Source organism: Salipiger sp. H15, from assembly GCF_040409955.1.
GTDB lineage: Bacteria > Pseudomonadota > Alphaproteobacteria > Rhodobacterales > Rhodobacteraceae > Salipiger.
The window spans coordinates 2,726,290-2,742,818 of sequence record NZ_CP123384.1 but is presented as its reverse complement, the minus strand read 5'-3'; the positions used below and the strand labels follow the sequence as shown (position 1 = coordinate 2,742,818).

Sequence of the window (16,529 nt, the reverse complement as noted above, 5' to 3'; positions counted from 1 at the left end):
CGCGGCGGGTACGTCAGCCTGCAAGACGGTCGAGCTGCTGCGTGGCACCCTGGGCAAACACCCAGTCATCGAGTTCGCGCTCGGCCTCGAGCTGGGTCAGGTCGTGACGCTCGGCGATGTGGCGGGCGACCTCGGCATGGTCGGCGCGCTCGGCGCGCAATGCGTCGGCGTCGACATGCGGAAAACGCTGGGCCAGGTGTTCGACGGTGAGGCCCCAGTTACGGGTGATGCTTTGCCAATTCATGTCTCTCATGACTCCTGATGGATTCAGTGGCGTGCCAGGTGGACGCGTACCAGGTGGAACGATTGTGCCGGACCGATGTTCCCGGCCCCCGGATGGAGGGCAGTCCCTTTGGTCTTTCTGACCGGCCGGGACAGGAACTTCGGCGGTGACACCCACCTAAGATGAGACAGGGGAATTACCATAGTGTTAGGCTGCGACACCTCGTCCGCTCGGCCAATGCCCGCGCAGGGGTGACGGCCTCTCGGCCAAAGGCCGCTGACCCCGCCGCGGGGCGGGGTCAGCGTCGTCGGGTCACTTCTCGGGAAGCAGGCCCCTTGGCGCGAAGCGCAGCACCAGCAGCAGGATCACCCCCATGGTCAGCAGGCGCATGTGCTGCACGCTGTCCTGCAGGTGGCCCTTCAGCCAGGAGCCGTCGGCCATGCCGGAGGTCACGAGGTTCATCGCGAACTGGCCCATCGGCTCGACCTGCACCCAGAGGAACCAGATCAGGAATCCGCCGAGCACCGCACCGAGGTTGTTGCCAGAGCCGCCGACGATCACCATCACCCAGATCAGGAAGGTGTAGCGCAGCGGCTGGTAGGTGCCGGGGGTGAGCTGGCCGTCGAGCGTGGTCATCATCGCGCCGGCCATGCCGCAGAGCGCGCAGCCGAGCACGAAGATCTGCAGGTGGCGGCGGGTGACGTCCTTGCCCATCGCTTCCGCGGCGGTCTCGTTGTCGCGGATCGCGCGCATCATCCGGCCCCAGGGCGACTTCAGCGCCAGCTGGGCGAGGATCAGCAGCACCACCAGCACCGCGGTGAAGAGCAGCGAGTAGCCGAGCTTCACCGCCAGGGTCGAGGCGGTGGTGGGATCGAGCCCGAGGCCCCTGGCGGTCTCGACGAAGGCGGCATCCGCCTGCAGGTCGATCTCGTAGGGCACCGGACGGGGCAGGCCGATGACGTTCTTCACGCCGCGCGCCAGCCAGTCCTCGTTCTTCAGCACCGCGATGATGATCTCGGCGATGCCGAGCGTCGCGATGGCGAGGTAGTCCGAGCGCAGGCCGAGGGCGGTCTTGCCGATCGCCCAGGCGACGCCCGCCGCCAGCGCCGCGCCGACCGGCCAGGACAGCAGCACCGGCAGGCCGAGCCCGCCGAGATAGCCAGTGGCCGCCGGGTTCACCGCCTCGATGGCATCGACCGCCGGGTCGAGCAGGGCGCGGTAGGCGAAGAAGCCCGCCACGGTGATCGCCGCCACGGCCCAGCCGCGGACGCCCTTGCCGAGCTTCTTCCAGGCGAGCACGGCGGCGAAGACGACGCCGATGCCGAAGAGGATCGCGCCGATGACGCGCGGCCCGCCGGCGCCCCAGGCATCGGGAACCGGCGCCATCGAGACCAGCACCACGGCCAGCCCGCCGACCGCGACGAAGCCCACGACACCCACGTTGAAGAGCCCGGCAAGGCCCCATTGCAGGTTCACCCCGAGCGCCATGATCGCGCTCACGAGGCCCATGTTGAGGATGATCAGCGCCGAGTTCCAGCTCTGCAGGAAGCCGGTGCCGAGGATCAGCGCTGCGACCAGCGCGAAGAGGCCGAGGGTGCGGGTCATATGGTCTGCCCCTTGAACAGTCCGGTCGGGCGGAACAGCAGGACGATCACCAGGATCACGAAGCTGACCGCGAATTTGTAGTCGGTGGAAAGCAGCTGCACGAGCCCGTCGGGCGCCATGCTCTCCGGCAGGAAATAGGTGAGGAACTTCTTCCAGGCATAGGTCACGCCGACCTCGGAGAAGGCGATCACGAATCCGCCGGCGATGGCGCCGAGCGGGTTGCCGATGCCGCCCACGATGGCCGCCGCGAAGATCGGCAGCAGCAGCTGGAAGTAGGTGAAGGGCTTGAAGCTCTTGTCGAGCCCGTAGAGCACGCCCGCGATGGTCGCCAGCGCCGCCACGATCAGCCAGGTCACGGTCACCACGCGCTCGGGGTTGATGCCCGAGAGCAGCGCGAGATCCTCGTTGTCGGAATAGGCGCGCATCGACTTGCCGGTGCGCGTGCGGTTGAGGAACCAGAAGAGCAGGGCGACGGTGACCAGCGCCACCACCACGGTCAGCGCCTGGGTGGTCTTGATCGCGAGACCCTCGTCGAGCCCGGTCAGTTCCTTGAAGCCGCGGGCCGAGACCAGGAAGCGCTCGCCGTCGGCGAAGTTCTGGTCATCGGGGCCGATGATGAAGCGGGTGAGGCCGTTGTAGACGAACATGATGCCCATCGACACGATCACCAGGATCACCGGCTTGGCCTTCTGCTCGCGGTAGAAGCGGTAGACGACGCGGTCGGTCGCCAGCACCAGCACGGCCGCGCCGGCGATGCCGACGGGGATTGCCAAGAGCGCGGTCGGGAGCGGCCCGAGCGAGATGCCCGCGGCCTGCAGGCCCCAGGTGGCCAGCACGGCGCACATCGTGCCCCAGGCCATGGTGTCGCCGTGGGCGAAGTTGGAGAAACGCAGGATTGCGTAGATCAGCGTCACGCCGAGCGCGCCGAGCGCCAGCTGGCTGCCATAGGCGAGCGCCGGGACTATGACGAAGTTGGCCAGGGCCACGAATGCGTTGAGGATGTCCATCAGGGCAGGATCCCGCAGGTCAGAAAATCGATCTCCGCCGAAGGCGGCGCATCGGTGCCGCTCTCGACGATCTGGCGCGTCCAGAGCGCCGTGGTTTCGCTGGTCAGGCTGAGCGCCATGCGCGTGCCCTCGGACGGCTGCCAGAGGAACGGGCCGGCAAAGCCGAGCGCCTGCGCGGGCAGGGGCTCGCCGCCGTCCACGCTCACCTCGTAGCTGCCGGCACCCTCCGCGTCCGTCTCGACCGGGGCGAGGACGAAGGCGACGGGGCCTTGCCCCGCGCCGCAGTCCCCCGCCTCGGAACAGGCGGTGGCAAGCGTGCACTCGAGGGTCAGGCGCGCGCCTTCGGCCAGCGCGGGCAGCGCCGCGAGGCAGAGGGCCCCGCCAAGCGCCGCGCCTGGCAGTCGGCTCCGAAGGTCAGCCACCGAGGAAGCTCCGCCGCACGTCGGGATCGGCAAGAAGCTCCTTGCCGGTGCCGGTGAAGGCATTGCCGCCCTGCACGAGCACGTAGCCCTTGTCGGCGATCTCGAGCGCCTGGCGCGCGTTCTGCTCGACCATCAGGATCGGGATGCCGGTCCGCGCCACCTCGAGGATGCGGTCGAAGAGCTCGTCCATCACGATGGGCGAGACGCCCGCGGTCGGCTCGTCGAGCATCAGCACCTTCGGCCGGGTCATCAGCGCGCGGCCCACGGCCACCTGCTGACGCTGGCCGCCGGACAGCTCGCCCGCCGCCTGTTTGCGCTTGTCCCTGAGGATCGGGAACAGGGTGTAGACCTGCTCCATGGTCTCGCGGAAGTCGTCCTTGCGGATGAAGGCGCCCATCTCGAGGTTCTCTTCCACCGTCATCGAGGGGAAGATGTTGCGCACCTGCGGCACGAAGCCCATGCCGCGCCGGACCCGGTCCTGCGGCGAGAGCGCGGTGATGTCCTCGCCGTCGAGCCGCACCGAGCCCTCGCGCAGGTCGAGCATGCCGAAGACCGCCTTCATGGCGGTGGACTTTCCCGCGCCGTTGGGGCCGACGATGACGGCGATCTCGCCGCGCTCGACCGCGATGGTGCAGCCGTGCAGGATGTCGGCGCCGCGGCCGTAGCCGCCGGTCATCGCCTCGCCGATGAGGAAGGGGCCGCCGGGGGCCGCGTGGGCCTCGCCGCCGGGTTTGACGGGCCAGGCGTCGCCCATGCCCTTGGGATTGGTGATCGAGCGGTCCTTGTTGCCGCGATCGCCGTAGATCTCGCCGCTCATCCGCCGATCATCTCCTTGTTCTTCAGTCCGGTGCCGAGATAGGCCTCGATCACCGCCTCGTTCGACTTGATCTGCTCGACCGTGCCTTCCGCGAGCACCTTGCCCTCGGCCATGACGATCACCGGATCGCAGAGGCGGCCGATGAAATCCATGTCGTGCTCGATCATGCAGAAGGTGTAGCCGCGCTCCTGGTTGAGCCGCAGGATGGCGTCGCCGATGGTGTTGAGCAGCGTGCGGTTCACGCCCGCGCCGACCTCGTCGAGGAAGACGATCTTGGCGTCGACCATCATCGTGCGGCCGAGTTCGAGCAGCTTCTTCTGGCCGCCCGACAGGTTGCCGGCCTTCTCGTCCTTGAGGTGCGAGATGGTCAGGAAGTCGAGCACCTCGTCCGCCTTCCTGAGCAGAGCGGCCTCTTCCTGCGCGATGCGGCCGCGGCCGAAGATGGCGTTCCAGAGCGTTTCGCCCGACTGGTTGCCCGGAACCATCATCAGGTTCTCGCGGCAGCTCATCGAACTGAATTCATGCGCGATCTGGAAGGTGCGCAGCAGCCCCTTGTGGAAGAGCTCGTGCGGCGGCAGCCCGCTGATGTCCTCGCCATCCATGAGCACGCGGCCCGAGGTGGGCGCGAGCGCCCCGGCGACGACGTTGAACAGCGTGGTCTTGCCGGCGCCGTTCGGTCCGACGAGCCCGGTGATCGAGCCCTTGGCGATCTCCAGGCTGGCCCCGTCAACGGCACGAAAACCGCCGAAATGGCGGTGAAGGTTTTCGACGCGGATCAAATCTTGTTTCCCCAGCGGGCCCGTTTTTGCCCGTGTTATTTTTGTGTGGCGCGTGTTCTCCCGCGCTCTTGATCTGTGGTGCGCCCGGGACAGGTGTCCCGGGCGCCCGGTTCGGGTCGTGCTTACTTGAACGAGACGGTCTCGAACTTGCCGTCCTTGATCTCGTAGTAGCGGTAGGTGCCTGCGGCTTCGCCCGGTCCGATCAGCTCGACGTTGGTGGCACCGACGTAGTCGATGTCGCCGCCGGCCTTGAGGATCTCGAGCGCCTTGCCGAGTTCGCCCGGCAGGATTGGCTCGCCCGGTGCGTTGGCGACGTCGAGGATGTTCGCGGCAACCGCGGCCGAGGAGGGCTCGCCACCCTTGGCCATGGCCAGCGCGATCAGCGCGGCGGCGTCGTAGCTTTCACGGGTGTAGGAGCTTTCCGAGTTCACGCCGCCGGCTTCGGCCACGGCCTTGAACTTCTCGGCGCCTTCGCCCTCGGCCCACGGCACCGAGCCGAAGGAGCCGTCGATCGCGGTGCCGAGGTCGGCGAGCAGCGCGTCCGAGTACATGCCGTCACCCAGCGCGAAGGTGTCGAAGGCACCGGTGTCGAGCGAGGCCTGGATCATGCCCTTGCCGCCCTGGTCCGAGTAGCCGAGCACCACCAGTGCGTCGCCGCCGGCCGAGGCCAGCGCGCCGACTTCCGCCGAGTAGTCGGCCTTGCCGTCCTCGTGCGGGGCCGCGAGCGTGATCGCGCCGCCGGTTGCCTTGAAGGCCGCCTCGAACGCGTCGGCGAAGCCCTTGCCGTAGTCGTTGTTGGTGTAGGTCACCGCGACCGAGCTGATGCCGCGCTCGCCGAGGATGCCGGCGAGAACTTCACCCTGGCGGGCGTCGGACGGGGAGGTGCGGAAGAACAGGCCGTTGTCCTCGACCGTCGAGAGTGCCGGCGAGGTCGCCGAGGGCGAGATCATCGGCACGCCGTTCGGCACGGCGACGTTCGACAGGATCGCGCCGGTCACGCCCGAGCAGTCCGCGCCCATGATGGCGACGATGCCGTCGGTGGTCACGAGACGCTCTGCCGCGGCGGTGGCGGCGGCGCTGTCGATGCAGGTGGAATCGGCGCGAACCGGAACCAGCGTTACATTCTCGAGGAAGTTGCCGCTCTCGTTGATTTCCGCCAGCGCCAGTTCGGCGCTCCCCGCCATCGAGGGCGTCAGGGATTCGATCGGACCGGTGAAGCCGAGGATGACGCCGATCTTGGCGTCATCGGCAAAGGCGGCACCGGCGGTGACGAGCGGAAGCGCAGAGGCCAGAAGCCACTTCTTCATGTGGTATCTCCCAGTTGGTTACTTGTTATTCAGGCCGCGAGCCTATGCGGGGCAAATGCAAAAGAAAAGAGCGTTCAGTGAAGCAATATTACGCTCCAGCAACGTCACTCGCCCTGTCGTTGCGGAAATATCCCGGGGGTGGTCGGACGCGCTTCGCGGACCATCTTCAGGGGTATGTTCCCCAAAGGAAGGACCCCCGCATGACCCATGGTTTTCTTGCCGCCGTACCCGCTGCCCTCGTTGCGGCCGCGACGCTCTCCGGGCCGGCCGCCGCGCTCGAGACCGGCGCCGCCGCGCTGCGGATCGAGCCCGTGGTGCAGGGGCTCGACATGCCATGGGGCTTCGACTTCCTGCCGGGCGGCGGGCTGCTGATCACCGAAAAGGACGGCCGGCTGCTGCTGGTCCGGGACGGCGAGGCGACACCGCTGGAAGGTCTGCCCGAGATCGCGGTGACCGGGCAGGGTGGTCTTCTGGACGTGCTGGTGCCGCAGGACTTCGACACCAGCCGCGAGGTCTTTCTCACTTATGCCAAGCCGCAGCCCGAGGGCGGCGCGGGCACGGCGGTGCTGCGCGCGGTGCTGCCCGAGGCGGGCGGCGCGCTCGAGGAGGTGCGCACGATCTTCGAGATGACACCGGGATCGACCGGCGGGCGGCATTTCGGCGCGCGCCTCGTCGAGGGGTCCGAGGACACGCTCTTCGTCACCGTGGGCGAGCGCGGCGAGGACGAGGCTGCGCAGGACCTCTCGCGCCACAACGGCTCGGTGCTGCGCATCCACCGCGACGGCACCTTCCCGCAGGACAATCCCTTCACCGGGACCGAGGGCGCGCAGCCCGAGATCTGGAGCTACGGCCACCGCAACCCGCAGGGCGCGGCGCTCGACGCCTCGGGGCGGCTCTGGGTGGCCGAGCACGGCGCCAAGGGCGGCGACGAGATCAACCTGATCGAGAAGGGCGCGAATTACGGCTGGCCGGTGATCTCCTACGGCACGCAGTATTCCGGCGCGAAGATCGGCGAGGGCACGGAAAAGGAAGGCATGGCGCAGCCGGTCTTCTACTGGGACCCGTCGATCGCGCCCTCGGGCATGGTCTTCCTGCAGGGCAGCGCCTTTCCCGAATGGGACGGCGACGCGCTGGTCGGCTCGCTGAAGTTCGACTTCATCTCGCGCCTCTCGGGCGATCCGCTGGCCGAGGTCGAGCGGATCGAGGCGCCCGAGACGGGGCGGGTGCGCGACGTCGATCAGGGGCCGGACGGGGCGATCTGGTTCCTGTCCGAGAGCGCGGGCACGCTCTACCGCATGGTCCCGGCGGGCAGCGGCGACTAGGCCTCGGCCCGCGCGCCCGAGGTGCCGCGCTCGCGGTAGGGGGTGGTCTGGTAGTGGGCCCGGTAGCATTTCGAGAAATGCGACGGGCTCGCGAAGCCGCAGGCCAGCGCCACGTTGATCACGCTCATGTCGGTCTGCATCAGCAGGTTGCGCGCCTTCTGCAGGCGCAGCTCCATGTAGTAGCGCTTGGGCGAGCGGGTGAGGTAGCGGCGGAACAGCCGCTCGAGCTGGCGGGTCGACATGCCGACCTCCTTGGCCAGCACGGCGGGGCTGATCGGCTCCTCGATATTGGCCTCCATCCGGTGGATGACCTGGCTGAGCTTGGGATGGCGCACGCCGATGCGCGTCGGCACCGACAGGCGCTGGGTGTCCTGGTCGGTGCGGATCGAGCTGTAGATCTGCTGGTCGGCCACGGCATTCGCCAGCTCCGAGCCGTGATCGTTGGCGATGATCTTCAGCATGAGGTCGATCGAGGCGGTGCCGCCCGCAGCGGTCATCCGGTTGCCGTCGATCACGTAGATGCGCTTCGACAGCTCCACCTCCTCGAACTCCTCGGCAAAGCCGTCGTGGTTCTCCCAGTGGATGGTCGCGCGCTTGCCGTCGAGCAGCCCGGCCTTGGCCAGCGTCCAGCTTGCCGTGCAGAGCCCGCCCACCGCCTGGCAGCGCCGCGCCTCGCGCCGCAGCCAGTTGAGCAGCTTGCGGGTGGTGGCGACGTGCACGTCGATGCCGCCGCAGACCATGATCGTGTCGTCGCGCGTCAGCTCAGGCAACTCGCAGTCGAGCCGGAACTCGACCCCGGCCGAGCAGCGCACGCTGTCGCCGTCCGAGCCGGTCAGCTGCCATTCGTAAAGCTTCTGCCCCGCCATGCGGTTGGCGATGCGCAGCGTCTCGATCGCGGCGGCAAAGCTCAGCAGGGTGAAGTCCTGCAGCAGGACGAAGACGAAGCGGCGCGGCTTCGTGGCGCTGGCTGGTGCGGCGGGCACTCGCTGGTCGGACATCGCGCGGATCCTTGGACGTTACCTGCCGCGCGGACGGGCAGGCGAAGGCCAGATGGGCAGGAAAGCCCAGCAGCGTCAAGAGATGTCGTTTTCATGACATAAGCTGCATCGGCGGGTGCCATTTTCCGCCGCGTTCACGGCTGCCTGCCGCAAAGGCATTTGCCGCATTTTTACCTATGGCTTTGAGACCCTCACTTCGGTATAGCGACAAGACGTTTTTACGAAGACGTTTACGCTAACGGAGTGTCGTCGGGAGAAAGCCATGACCGAGTGGAGCAAATCGAGCTGGAGAACCAAGCCGCGGATTCAGATGCCGGACTATCAGGACCAGGCAGATCTGAACGCAGTCGAGGCACAGCTTTCGAAGTATCCGCCGCTGGTCTTTGCCGGCGAGGCGCGGCGTCTGCGCCAGGAGCTGGGCAAGGCATCGCGCGGCGAGGCCTTCCTGCTGCAGGGCGGTGACTGCGCCGAGGCCTTCGACCAGTTCTCCGCCAACTCCATCCGCGACACCTTCAAGGTGATGCTGCAGATGGCGATGGTGCTGACCTACGGCGCCAAGGTGCCGGTGGTGAAGGTGGGCCGCATGGCCGGCCAGTTCGCCAAGCCGCGCTCGGCCCCGACCGAGACGATCGACGGCATCGAGCTGCCGAGCTTCCGCGGCGACATCATCAACGAGCTGGCCTTCACCCCCGAAGCGCGCAAGCCGAACCCGCAGAAGATGCTGCAGGCCTACACCCAGGCCGCCGCGACGCTGAACCTGATCCGCGCCTTCTCGACCGGCGGCTATGCCGACGTGCACGAGGTGCATTCCTGGACGCTCGGTTTCGTCGAGGGCGAGAAGGCCGCGCGCTACCGCGAGATGGCCAACCGCCTGTCGGACACGCTCGACTTCATCCGCGCGGCGGGCATCGACAGCTCGCGCTCGGCGGCGCTGCACCAGGTGAACTTCTACACCAGCCATGAATCGCTGCTGCTGGAATACGAAGAGGCGCTGACCCGCGTCGATTCGACCTCGGGCAAGTGGCTCGCGGGCTCGGGTCACATGATCTGGATCGGCGACCGCACCCGCCAGCCGGATGGCGCGCATGTCGAGTTCGCCCGCGGCGTGATGAACCCGATCGGCCTCAAGTGCGGCCCCTCGATGACCACCGAGGATCTCAAGGTGCTGATCGAGACGCTGAACCCGCAGAACGAGGCGGGCCGCCTGACGCTGATCGCCCGTTTCGGCGCCGGCAAGGTGGCCGACCACCTGCCGCGGCTCATCAAGACGGTCAAGGACATGGGCGCCAACGTGCTCTGGACCTGCGATCCGATGCACGGCAACACGATCAAGTCGGCCTCGGGCTACAAGACCCGGCCCTTCGACTCGGTCCTGCGCGAGGTGCGCGAGTTCTTCGCGGTGCACCGCGACGAGGGCACCGTGCCCGGCGGCGTGCATTTCGAAATGACCGGCCAGGACGTGACCGAGTGCACTGGTGGCCTCTACGCCGTGTCCGACGAGAACCTCTCGGACCGCTACCACACCGCCTGCGATCCGCGCCTCAACGCCTCGCAGTCGCTGGAACTGGCCTTCCTCGTCGCCGAGGAGCTGACCGCGCTGCGCCAGACCCCGGCGGACGCCGCCTCGGCCTGATCCGATCTCAACGCATTTCTAAGGGCGGGCCTTCGGGTCCGCCCTTTTGCTTTTCCGCGCGCCGTTCCGCCGGGCGGGTGGCCATTTGCCGCCGTGCGGGAAAACGTGAGCGAACCGCAGGGCGCGCCGCCGCGTATCTCTCCTGACCCAAGAGGAGAGCCCCATGTTCCGCCCCCCGATCCCGCTCACGGCCTTCGGCCTTGCCGCCGCCGCCAGCCTCGCGGCTGCCGACGACCTTGGCGCCGAGGGCGATCTCTACCGCCGCCTGCCCGCCGAGGCGCCGGACCTTGCGGAGTTGCGCTGGTCGCATCGGCCGGTGCTGCTCTTCGCCCCGTCCGGAGACGACGCGTCCTATCTCGCGCAGCTCAACCTGTTTCGCGATGCCGAAGAGGGGATGCGCGCCCGCGACATCGTGGTTCTGAGCGATCTCGACCCGCGCAAACCAAGCCCGATCCGCCAGGCCTTCTCGCCCGGCGGGTTCAAGCTGGTGCTGGTCGGCAAGGATGGCGGCGTGAAGCTCGAGGAGGACGCGGTGCTGCCGCCCGAACGGCTCTTCGCGCTGATCGACGCGATGCCGATGCGCCGGAGCGAGCTTGCCGAATGACCCCGCCGCTTGGTGCGGCGGCGGGGAAGGTCGCGTGAGCGGTCAGGCCGCCTCGGTCTCTCCCGCCTCCTTCGGCTTGCCGCCGAAATCCTCGGGCGAGAGCAGCGACAGCTGGTCCTGCGCCCAGTGCCGCGTGTCGCGTTTCGCCACGGCGGCGCGCAGCAGCGCCATGCGGGCCCGGCGCTCTTCCTCGGGCATGTCGAGCGCGAGGTCGATGGCGAAATCCATGGCGCGGGTGGACCAGGGGTTGGTGAGCACCGCCGCCCCCAGCTCGACCGCAGCCCCGGCGAATTCCGACAGCACCAGCACGCCGTCGCCATCCTTGCGCGAGGCCACGTATTCCTTGCAGACGAGGTTCATCCCGTCCGCCAGCGGCGTGATCCAGGCGACGTCGGCGACCTGGTACCAGGCCACCAGCTCGACGAAGGGAATGGCGCGAGAGATCAGCGCCACCGGCTGGAAGGTGAAGCTGCCGAAGCGGCCGTTGATCCGCCCGGCGATCTCTTCGAGTTCCTTCTGGATCGGCTCGTAGACGGTCATGTTGCGGTTGGCGGGCACCGAGACGTGCAGCAGCCGGATCTGCCCGCGCAATTCGGGGCGGCGTTCCAGCAGCCGCTCGAAGGCCAGCAGCTGGTCGGCCCCGCCCTTGGTGTAATCGGTGCGCCCGACCGAGAGCAGCAGCTTGCCGTCGCCGATTTCCTCCCGGAAGCGCGCGGCGAGCCGGTCGGTGTCCTCGGTCGCGGCGAGGCCCTTGATATAGCCGACGTCCACGCCCACCGGCGTCACGCCCAGATGCACGACATGGCCGCTCTCGAGGTGGATCGCGGTCGGCACGGTGCGATCCGACAGTGCCGAGCCCTCCGACATCATGTCCTCGGCCACCTTCTCGCGCGGCACGCTGCCGACATCGCGCAGGCTGCGCACGCAGCTGAGGAAGTTCGACGCGTAGCGCGGGATGTGGAAGCCGACCACGTCGGCGGCGAGCAGCGAGTCGATGATCTCGCCGCGCCAGGGCAGCACGTTGAACATGTCGGCCGCCGGGAAGGGCGTGTGGTGGTAGAACGAGATGCGCAGGTCGGGCCGCATCTGGCGCAGGTAGCCGGGCACCAGCCACAGGTTGTAGTCGTGCACCCAGACCGAGGCGCCGGGGGCCGCCTCGGCGGCGGCGGCCTCGGCGAAGGCCCAGTTCACCTCGCGGAAGGTCGGCCAGTCGACGGGGTCGTAATTGTACTTCTCCTTGAACCCGTGAAGGATTGGCCAGAACGCCTCCTTCGAGGTGACGTGGTAGAAGCTGCGCACCTGTCCGGCCGTCAGCGGCAGGCGCGAGACGGTGTAGCTGCCGAAGCTGTCCTCGATCTCGACCACGCGCTCGAACCCGGGGTTCGAGGGATCCTCGGCCTCCTTCCACGCGACCCACGCGGCCTTCTCGACCGAGCCGAAGAAGCTCTTCAGCGTCGGGACGATGCCGTTCGGGCTCTTGTTCTCGCGGTATTCGATCTTTCCATCCACCTCTACCTCTTCGTAGGGCTGGCGGTGGTAGACGATCACCAGGTCGCTGGGCATGGGTCAGGCTCCTTCCGGAAGGTCGTGCATGTCGAAGGTGCGGATCGCCTCGAGGATGCCCGCGGCGCCGATGCGGCGCGCCTTGTGGACATGGGGCAGGTCCTTCACCTCGCTCAGAAGCGCGGTCTCGGCGCCGCCGACGGCGACCGCCGGCAGCCCGCATTGCAGCATCGACAGGTCGTTGAGCGTGTCGCCCGCGGCAAGCACGCGGCGCTCTTCGATGTTCAGATGCGACACGAGCCGGCGCAGCGACGGGCCCTTGGAGACCCCGCGCGGCAGCACGTCGAAATAACGGTTGTCCGACATCAGCGGGTCGTGGCCCAGCCCGCGCACCTTGTCATGGGCCGAGGGGTCGAAGTCCTCGGCGTTGAGATCGTAGCTGACGCGGTAGCGGAACTCGGTCGGCTGGAGCGTCAGGCCGGGATGGCCATGAAGCGCCTCGCGCACGCTGTTGCCCGCGTCACCCCAGGCCTCGGCGATCTCCGCCTCGAGCGGCTCGATGGGGTGGATATCGCCCTCCAGCACCTCGGCGATTGTGGTCCCCACGTCGCCGACGACGAACTCGGGCCAGGGCACGCCGCCCTCGCAGAGCTCGCGGATGAAGCGGGGGTCGCGGCCGGTGACGAAGATCAGCCCGACGGTCTCGCGGTTCGCCTCGATCCAGTCGTAGAGCGTCTGGCGATCCTCGTCCGAGCCGCCGAGGAAGGTGCCGTCGAGATCGGTCGCCAGCACGAAGCGGCAGGTGGCGATGTCTCGGGCCTGCGTGGAATCGAGGCTCATGCGGGGTCTCCTTCGTGGGGATGCAGGAAGAGGTCGAGCGCGCGCGGCTCACCCTCGATCGGCGCGGCCCAGAGCTGCTGGAAGGTGGCGCTGAGCGGCGCGCCCTCGTGCAGGACGGCGTGCACCGCCTCGCAGATCGGCATGCGCACGCCGAGGCGGCGGGCGAGATCGACCACCGAGACGGCGTTGACCTCGCCCTCGACCACCACCGGTTTGCCGTCGAAACATTCGGCCCGTGCCATGCCGCGCCCGAGCTGCGTGCCGAGCGCCATGTTGCGCGAGGTTGTCGAGGAGCAGGTCAGCGTGAGATCCCCCGCGCCGGAAAGGCCGGTGACGGTTTCGCGTCTTCCGCCAAGGGCTTCGGCGAGGAACTTCATCTCGTCCATGCCGCGAGTGATGAGCGCCGCGCGGGTGTTTTCGGCAAAGCCCGCGCCGGTCATCATGCCGCAGGCGATGGCGATCACGTTCTTCACCGCGCCGCCCACTTCGACGCCGACGAGGTCGTCCGAGACATAGGGGCGGAAGGCCGCGGTCTGCAGGGTGACCGCGAGGCGCGCCGCCGGGGCCTTCTCGGGCTCGATCCGGTCCTGGTGGCTGAAGGTGAAGGCGACGGTGGCGGCGGTGGGATGGCCAAGCGCGGTCTCGGTGGCGAAGGTCGGGCCCGAGAGCGCGCCGACCGGGTGCCCCGGAAGCTCTTCCTCGACCACGTGGCTCAGCAGGTAGCCGGTGCCGCGCTCGATGCCCTTGCAGCAGAGCGCCAGCGGGATGCCCTCGGGCAGGTAGGGCCGGAGCGCGCGCGCCATCTCGCGCAGCGTGTGCGAGGGGGTGACCAGCAGCACCGCCTCTGTGCCGTCGAGCGCCTGCCGCAGGTCCGAGCTGGGGCGCAGCGTTTCGGGCAGCTTGATGCCGGGCAGGTGGTCGGGGTTCTCGCCGGTCTCGGACAGCGCGCGGGCAAGCCCCTCGCGGCGCCCCCAGATGCGGGTCTCGCATCCGGCGCGGGCGGCGGTGGCGGCAAGGGCGGTGCCCCAGCTCCCCATGCCGATCACCGTCAGGCGGGAGTAGGGCGTGGCGCGGCGCGGGCCGGTGAGGCTGCGCGGCGGCGCGGGCGGGGTTTGGATGCTCTGACCGTCCATGACACATCTGGGGCCGCTGCCGGAAACGGCATCGTTCTCGGCCCGTCGGGCTCTCTCCATCTCTGTTCGCGTGATAACGCTGACAATAAGGCAATGTTCCGCGATGACCACCGCCGGGCGCGATATTTTTCTGCACCTGCGAGAGGATTTCCGGCCAAGCCCCTGACGCGCAATGGATGTTTTTCCATCCCCGCGATGCCCGGAAAAGAGGCACGGAACCCGGGCCCCACCTTCGGTGTTTTCCTTTCGAGGCGCAAAAAGAGGGTCTTGGCGGTCCGCCGCTCATCTCTGCAACCGGCGGATTTGACCTGCAGAAAATTGGCCATACCCTCTTACCTATACGCCGCAGCGCAGCGGAACCCGGCAGGCCCGGCACCGCGCGCTCCCCATTCCGAAGTCACGCGGCCCGACCCGGGTCGCCGAAAGGAGACACCCCCGTGAGCAAGCTCGACACGAAGACCGGAACGTCCAAAGTCAGAACCGCGATCTTCCCCGTGGCCGGACTCGGCACGCGGTTCCTGCCTGCCACCAAGGCGACGCCGAAGGAGCTTCTGCCGGTGCTCGACAGGCCGCTTCTGCAATTCGCCATCGACGAGGCGCGCGCCGCGGGGATCGAGCGGATGATCTTCGTCTCGCACCCGTCGAAGAGCGCCATCGAGCGCTATGTCCACGCCGACCACGAGCTTTGCGCCACGCTGCGCGCGCGCGGCAAGCACCAGATCGCCGACACGCTGGACGAGGCGGCGATCGACCCCGAGCAGGAAGAGGTGTTCTTCGTCATGCAGCCCGAGCCGCTTGGGCTGGGCCATGCGGTGCTCTGCGCCGCGGATCACGCGCTGCCGGGCCCGGTCGCGGTGATCCTGCCTGATGACCTGATCCTCGGCGAACCCGGGTGCCTGTCGGAGATGATCGCGGCCTACGAGACCGGCGCGAAGGGCCACATGGTCGCCACCATGGAGGTGAAGCGCGACGAGGTCTCGGCCTATGGCGTGCTCGTCCCCGAGGGCGAGGCCGAGGGCCAGATCCTGCGCGCCTCCGGCATGGTCGAGAAGCCCGAGGCCGAGAAGGCGCCGTCGCTGCAGGCGGTGGTCGGGCGCTACGTGCTGGACGGGTCGATCTTCGGCGACCTCGAGGGGCTGCCCGCCGGGCTGGGCGGCGAGATCCAGCTGACCGACGCCATCGCGCTCGGCGCCGGCAAGGTCGGGCTCTGCGGCTTCCGCTTCACCGGCAACCGCTTCGACTGCGGCTCCAAGGCCGGGATGCTGCGCGCCACGCTCGCCTACGCGGGATCGCAGAAGGAATATCACCCGGTACTGCAAGAGATGCAGCCGCTGCCCATCGCGGCGGAGTGAGCTGACCCGGGAATGAGAAAGGCGCGCGGATCGCAGGGTCCGCGCGCCTTTGCATGTCCGGGGGTGCGCTCAGTCGTCGTTCGAGATGACGAGGCGCAGGTAGGAGGGGCGCTTGCCCTTCGCGCCCTTGGTTCCCTTCGCGGGGGCGGCGCGGAACGGCGTTGCCCCTTCGGCGAGGCCGCGCAGCGGGCGCGGGGACTTCACCGGGACCGGCAGCGACGCCTCGGTCCCGGCACCGCGGAGCGGCGGGCGCATCGAGATGCTCTCGATCCGGAACCGGCGCGGCGTGCGGCCGATGCGGCCATGGGTGACCAGCGCGCCGATCATCCGGCTCATGTCGCCAAGGTCGGAGCGCAGCGGCAGCAGCAGCATGTCGCCGGTCATCCGTCCCTTGCCGAAACCTTCCTCGGCGACCAGTCGCAGCCGGACCTCGAGACCGTCGGAGAAGAGCTTGCTGACCGCCGCGCCAAGCTGCTCGCGGTCCTCGGGGGTGATCAGCGTCGAGAGCGGCATCCCCGCCATGTCCATGCCCATGAGTTCGTTGAGATGTGTGCCCGCGACGCGCAGCTTGGCCAGCATCGGCGCGATGCGCTCGCCGAGAAAGGCGTGCTCGAGCGCGGTCTCGATGCCGCGGGGGTCGATCTGGCTGCGCAGGGGAACCTTGCCGTCCTCGCCGAGCAAACCGCGCCAATAGGCCTCGATTTGGCGGAGCGGGGCGAGGCGCCGCTCCTGGTCACGCTCCGTCATCGACACCACACCATCGCCGCTGCCACCCAATCCGAACATTTCGCGCTCTCCAATCGTAACATCTGCGCCGCCCGGCCCAACCCCCGAAATCCGGTCTGACTTGCATTGAAGACGAAGTTACCTCAAATGCGACCGGTTTTCGCCTCAATTGTGTCTGAACGGTTAACGGCCCGCGAAGTGCTGCGGCTGGACAGTCGGGCGGCGGGACGGTAGGCCGTTGAAAAGAGGGCGCGGGAT

16 protein-coding genes are annotated in these 16,529 nt (G+C 68.3%); 4 read left to right on the top strand and 12 right to left on the bottom strand.

All coding sequences use genetic code 11. From position 1 onward, the window contains the following. Positions 1–13: 13 nt before the first annotated feature. From PVT71_RS13270 to PVT71_RS13240, 7 genes are all read right to left on the bottom strand, one after another. Positions 14–244 carry a hypothetical protein gene (locus PVT71_RS13270; protein WP_353472262.1) on the bottom strand — a complete coding sequence of 77 codons (231 nt, stop codon included), beginning with the start codon at positions 242–244 and terminating at the stop codon, positions 14–16. Between the two features lie 291 nt (positions 245–535). Then, a complete protein-coding gene (locus PVT71_RS13265; protein WP_353472261.1) occupies positions 536–1,828 on the bottom strand; it encodes a branched-chain amino acid ABC transporter permease in 1,293 nt (430 codons plus the stop codon). Next, the gene (locus PVT71_RS13260) at positions 1,825–2,835 is read right to left on the bottom strand and encodes a branched-chain amino acid ABC transporter permease (protein WP_353472260.1); all 1,011 of its coding nucleotides are present in this window, start codon (positions 2,833–2,835) and stop codon (positions 1,825–1,827) included. Before PVT71_RS13260 ends, PVT71_RS13265 begins: the two co-directional genes overlap by 4 nt. Beyond that, positions 2,835–3,257 (bottom strand): hypothetical protein, encoded by a 423-nt coding sequence (locus tag PVT71_RS13255; protein WP_353472259.1) that lies wholly within the window; start codon positions 3,255–3,257, stop codon positions 2,835–2,837. The genes PVT71_RS13260 and PVT71_RS13255 overlap by 1 nt, the downstream gene beginning before the upstream one ends. Next, entirely contained in the window at positions 3,250–4,074 is an 825-nt protein-coding gene (locus tag PVT71_RS13250) for an ABC transporter ATP-binding protein (RefSeq protein ID WP_353472258.1), read from the bottom strand. Before PVT71_RS13250 ends, PVT71_RS13255 begins: the two co-directional genes overlap by 8 nt. Next, complete coding sequence (locus PVT71_RS13245) at positions 4,071–4,853, bottom strand: ABC transporter ATP-binding protein (protein WP_353472257.1); 783 nt, start codon at positions 4,851–4,853, stop codon at positions 4,071–4,073. The genes PVT71_RS13250 and PVT71_RS13245 overlap by 4 nt, the downstream gene beginning before the upstream one ends. 122 nt (positions 4,854–4,975) lie before the next feature. Further along, the gene (locus tag PVT71_RS13240) at positions 4,976–6,160 is read right to left on the bottom strand and encodes an ABC transporter substrate-binding protein (protein ID WP_353472256.1); all 1,185 of its coding nucleotides are present in this window, start codon (positions 6,158–6,160) and stop codon (positions 4,976–4,978) included. A gap of 200 nt (positions 6,161–6,360) precedes the next feature. Between PVT71_RS13240 and PVT71_RS13235 the strand changes: the two genes are divergently transcribed. Next, positions 6,361–7,482, top strand: coding sequence for a PQQ-dependent sugar dehydrogenase (locus PVT71_RS13235; protein ID WP_353472255.1), 1,122 nt, complete (start codon positions 6,361–6,363; stop codon positions 7,480–7,482). On the opposite strand, the gene PVT71_RS13230 is transcribed toward PVT71_RS13235, so the two are convergent. Further along, positions 7,479–8,480, bottom strand: coding sequence for a GlxA family transcriptional regulator (locus PVT71_RS13230; protein WP_353472254.1), 1,002 nt, complete (start codon positions 8,478–8,480; stop codon positions 7,479–7,481). The genes PVT71_RS13235 and PVT71_RS13230 overlap by 4 nt on opposite strands. Before the next feature lie 262 nt (positions 8,481–8,742). On the opposite strand from PVT71_RS13230, the gene PVT71_RS13225 reads away from it, so the two are divergent. Beyond that, positions 8,743–10,113 carry a class II 3-deoxy-7-phosphoheptulonate synthase gene (locus PVT71_RS13225; RefSeq protein ID WP_353472253.1) on the top strand — a complete coding sequence of 457 codons (1,371 nt, stop codon included), beginning with the start codon at positions 8,743–8,745 and terminating at the stop codon, positions 10,111–10,113. A 163-nt stretch (positions 10,114–10,276) separates the two neighbouring features. Next, positions 10,277–10,717 (top strand): DUF4174 domain-containing protein, encoded by a 441-nt coding sequence (locus PVT71_RS13220; RefSeq protein ID WP_353472252.1) that lies wholly within the window; start codon positions 10,277–10,279, stop codon positions 10,715–10,717. A 42-nt stretch (positions 10,718–10,759) separates the two neighbouring features. Here the strand turns inward: PVT71_RS13220 and ggpS are convergent, their stop codons facing one another. The 3 genes from ggpS to PVT71_RS13205 are packed head-to-tail and all read right to left on the bottom strand — an operon-like array spanning position 10,760 to position 14,193. Beyond that, a complete protein-coding gene (ggpS, locus tag PVT71_RS13215; RefSeq protein WP_353472251.1) occupies positions 10,760–12,280 on the bottom strand; it encodes a glucosylglycerol-phosphate synthase in 1,521 nt (506 codons plus the stop codon). A 3-nt stretch (positions 12,281–12,283) separates the two neighbouring features. Next, positions 12,284–13,060 (bottom strand): HAD-IIB family hydrolase, encoded by a 777-nt coding sequence (locus PVT71_RS13210; RefSeq protein ID WP_353472250.1) that lies wholly within the window; start codon positions 13,058–13,060, stop codon positions 12,284–12,286. Further along, entirely contained in the window at positions 13,057–14,193 is a 1,137-nt protein-coding gene (locus PVT71_RS13205) for an NAD(P)H-dependent glycerol-3-phosphate dehydrogenase (RefSeq protein WP_353472249.1), read from the bottom strand. Before PVT71_RS13205 ends, PVT71_RS13210 begins: the two co-directional genes overlap by 4 nt. A 437-nt stretch (positions 14,194–14,630) precedes the next feature. Between PVT71_RS13205 and PVT71_RS13200 the strand changes: the two genes are divergently transcribed. Beyond that, positions 14,631–15,545, top strand: a complete 915-nt coding sequence (locus tag PVT71_RS13200; protein ID WP_353472248.1) for a UTP--glucose-1-phosphate uridylyltransferase — start codon at positions 14,631–14,633, stop codon at positions 15,543–15,545. A gap of 69 nt (positions 15,546–15,614) precedes the next feature. Here PVT71_RS13200 and PVT71_RS13195 read toward each other — a convergent pair whose 3' ends face one another. Continuing rightward, entirely contained in the window at positions 15,615–16,331 is a 717-nt protein-coding gene (locus PVT71_RS13195) for a PAS domain-containing protein (RefSeq protein ID WP_353472247.1), read from the bottom strand. Between the last annotated feature and the right edge of the window lie 198 nt (positions 16,332–16,529).

Bases quoted from the DNA above. Each gene is read 5' to 3' on its own strand.
- PVT71_RS13220 (WP_353472252.1), top strand. From the start codon at position 10,277: ATGTTCCGCCCCCCGATCCCGCTCACGGCCTTCGGCCTTGCCGCCGCC.
- PVT71_RS13250 (WP_353472258.1), bottom strand. From the start codon at position 4,074: ATGAGCGGCGAGATCTACGGCGATCGCGGCAACAAGGACCGCTCGATC.
- PVT71_RS13270 (WP_353472262.1), bottom strand. From the start codon at position 244: ATGAATTGGCAAAGCATCACCCGTAACTGGGGCCTCACCGTCGAACAC.
- PVT71_RS13225 (WP_353472253.1), top strand. From the start codon at position 8,743: ATGACCGAGTGGAGCAAATCGAGCTGGAGAACCAAGCCGCGGATTCAG.
- PVT71_RS13240 (WP_353472256.1), bottom strand. From the start codon at position 6,160: ATGAAGAAGTGGCTTCTGGCCTCTGCGCTTCCGCTCGTCACCGCCGGT.
- PVT71_RS13210 (WP_353472250.1), bottom strand. From the start codon at position 13,060: ATGAGCCTCGATTCCACGCAGGCCCGAGACATCGCCACCTGCCGCTTC.
- PVT71_RS13235 (WP_353472255.1), top strand. From the start codon at position 6,361: ATGACCCATGGTTTTCTTGCCGCCGTACCCGCTGCCCTCGTTGCGGCC.
- PVT71_RS13265 (WP_353472261.1), bottom strand. From the start codon at position 1,828: ATGACCCGCACCCTCGGCCTCTTCGCGCTGGTCGCAGCGCTGATCCTC.
- PVT71_RS13230 (WP_353472254.1), bottom strand. From the start codon at position 8,480: ATGTCCGACCAGCGAGTGCCCGCCGCACCAGCCAGCGCCACGAAGCCG.
- PVT71_RS13260 (WP_353472260.1), bottom strand. From the start codon at position 2,835: ATGGACATCCTCAACGCATTCGTGGCCCTGGCCAACTTCGTCATAGTC.
- ggpS (WP_353472251.1), bottom strand. From the start codon at position 12,280: ATGCCCAGCGACCTGGTGATCGTCTACCACCGCCAGCCCTACGAAGAG.
- PVT71_RS13195 (WP_353472247.1), bottom strand. From the start codon at position 16,331: ATGTTCGGATTGGGTGGCAGCGGCGATGGTGTGGTGTCGATGACGGAG.
- PVT71_RS13205 (WP_353472249.1), bottom strand. From the start codon at position 14,193: ATGGACGGTCAGAGCATCCAAACCCCGCCCGCGCCGCCGCGCAGCCTC.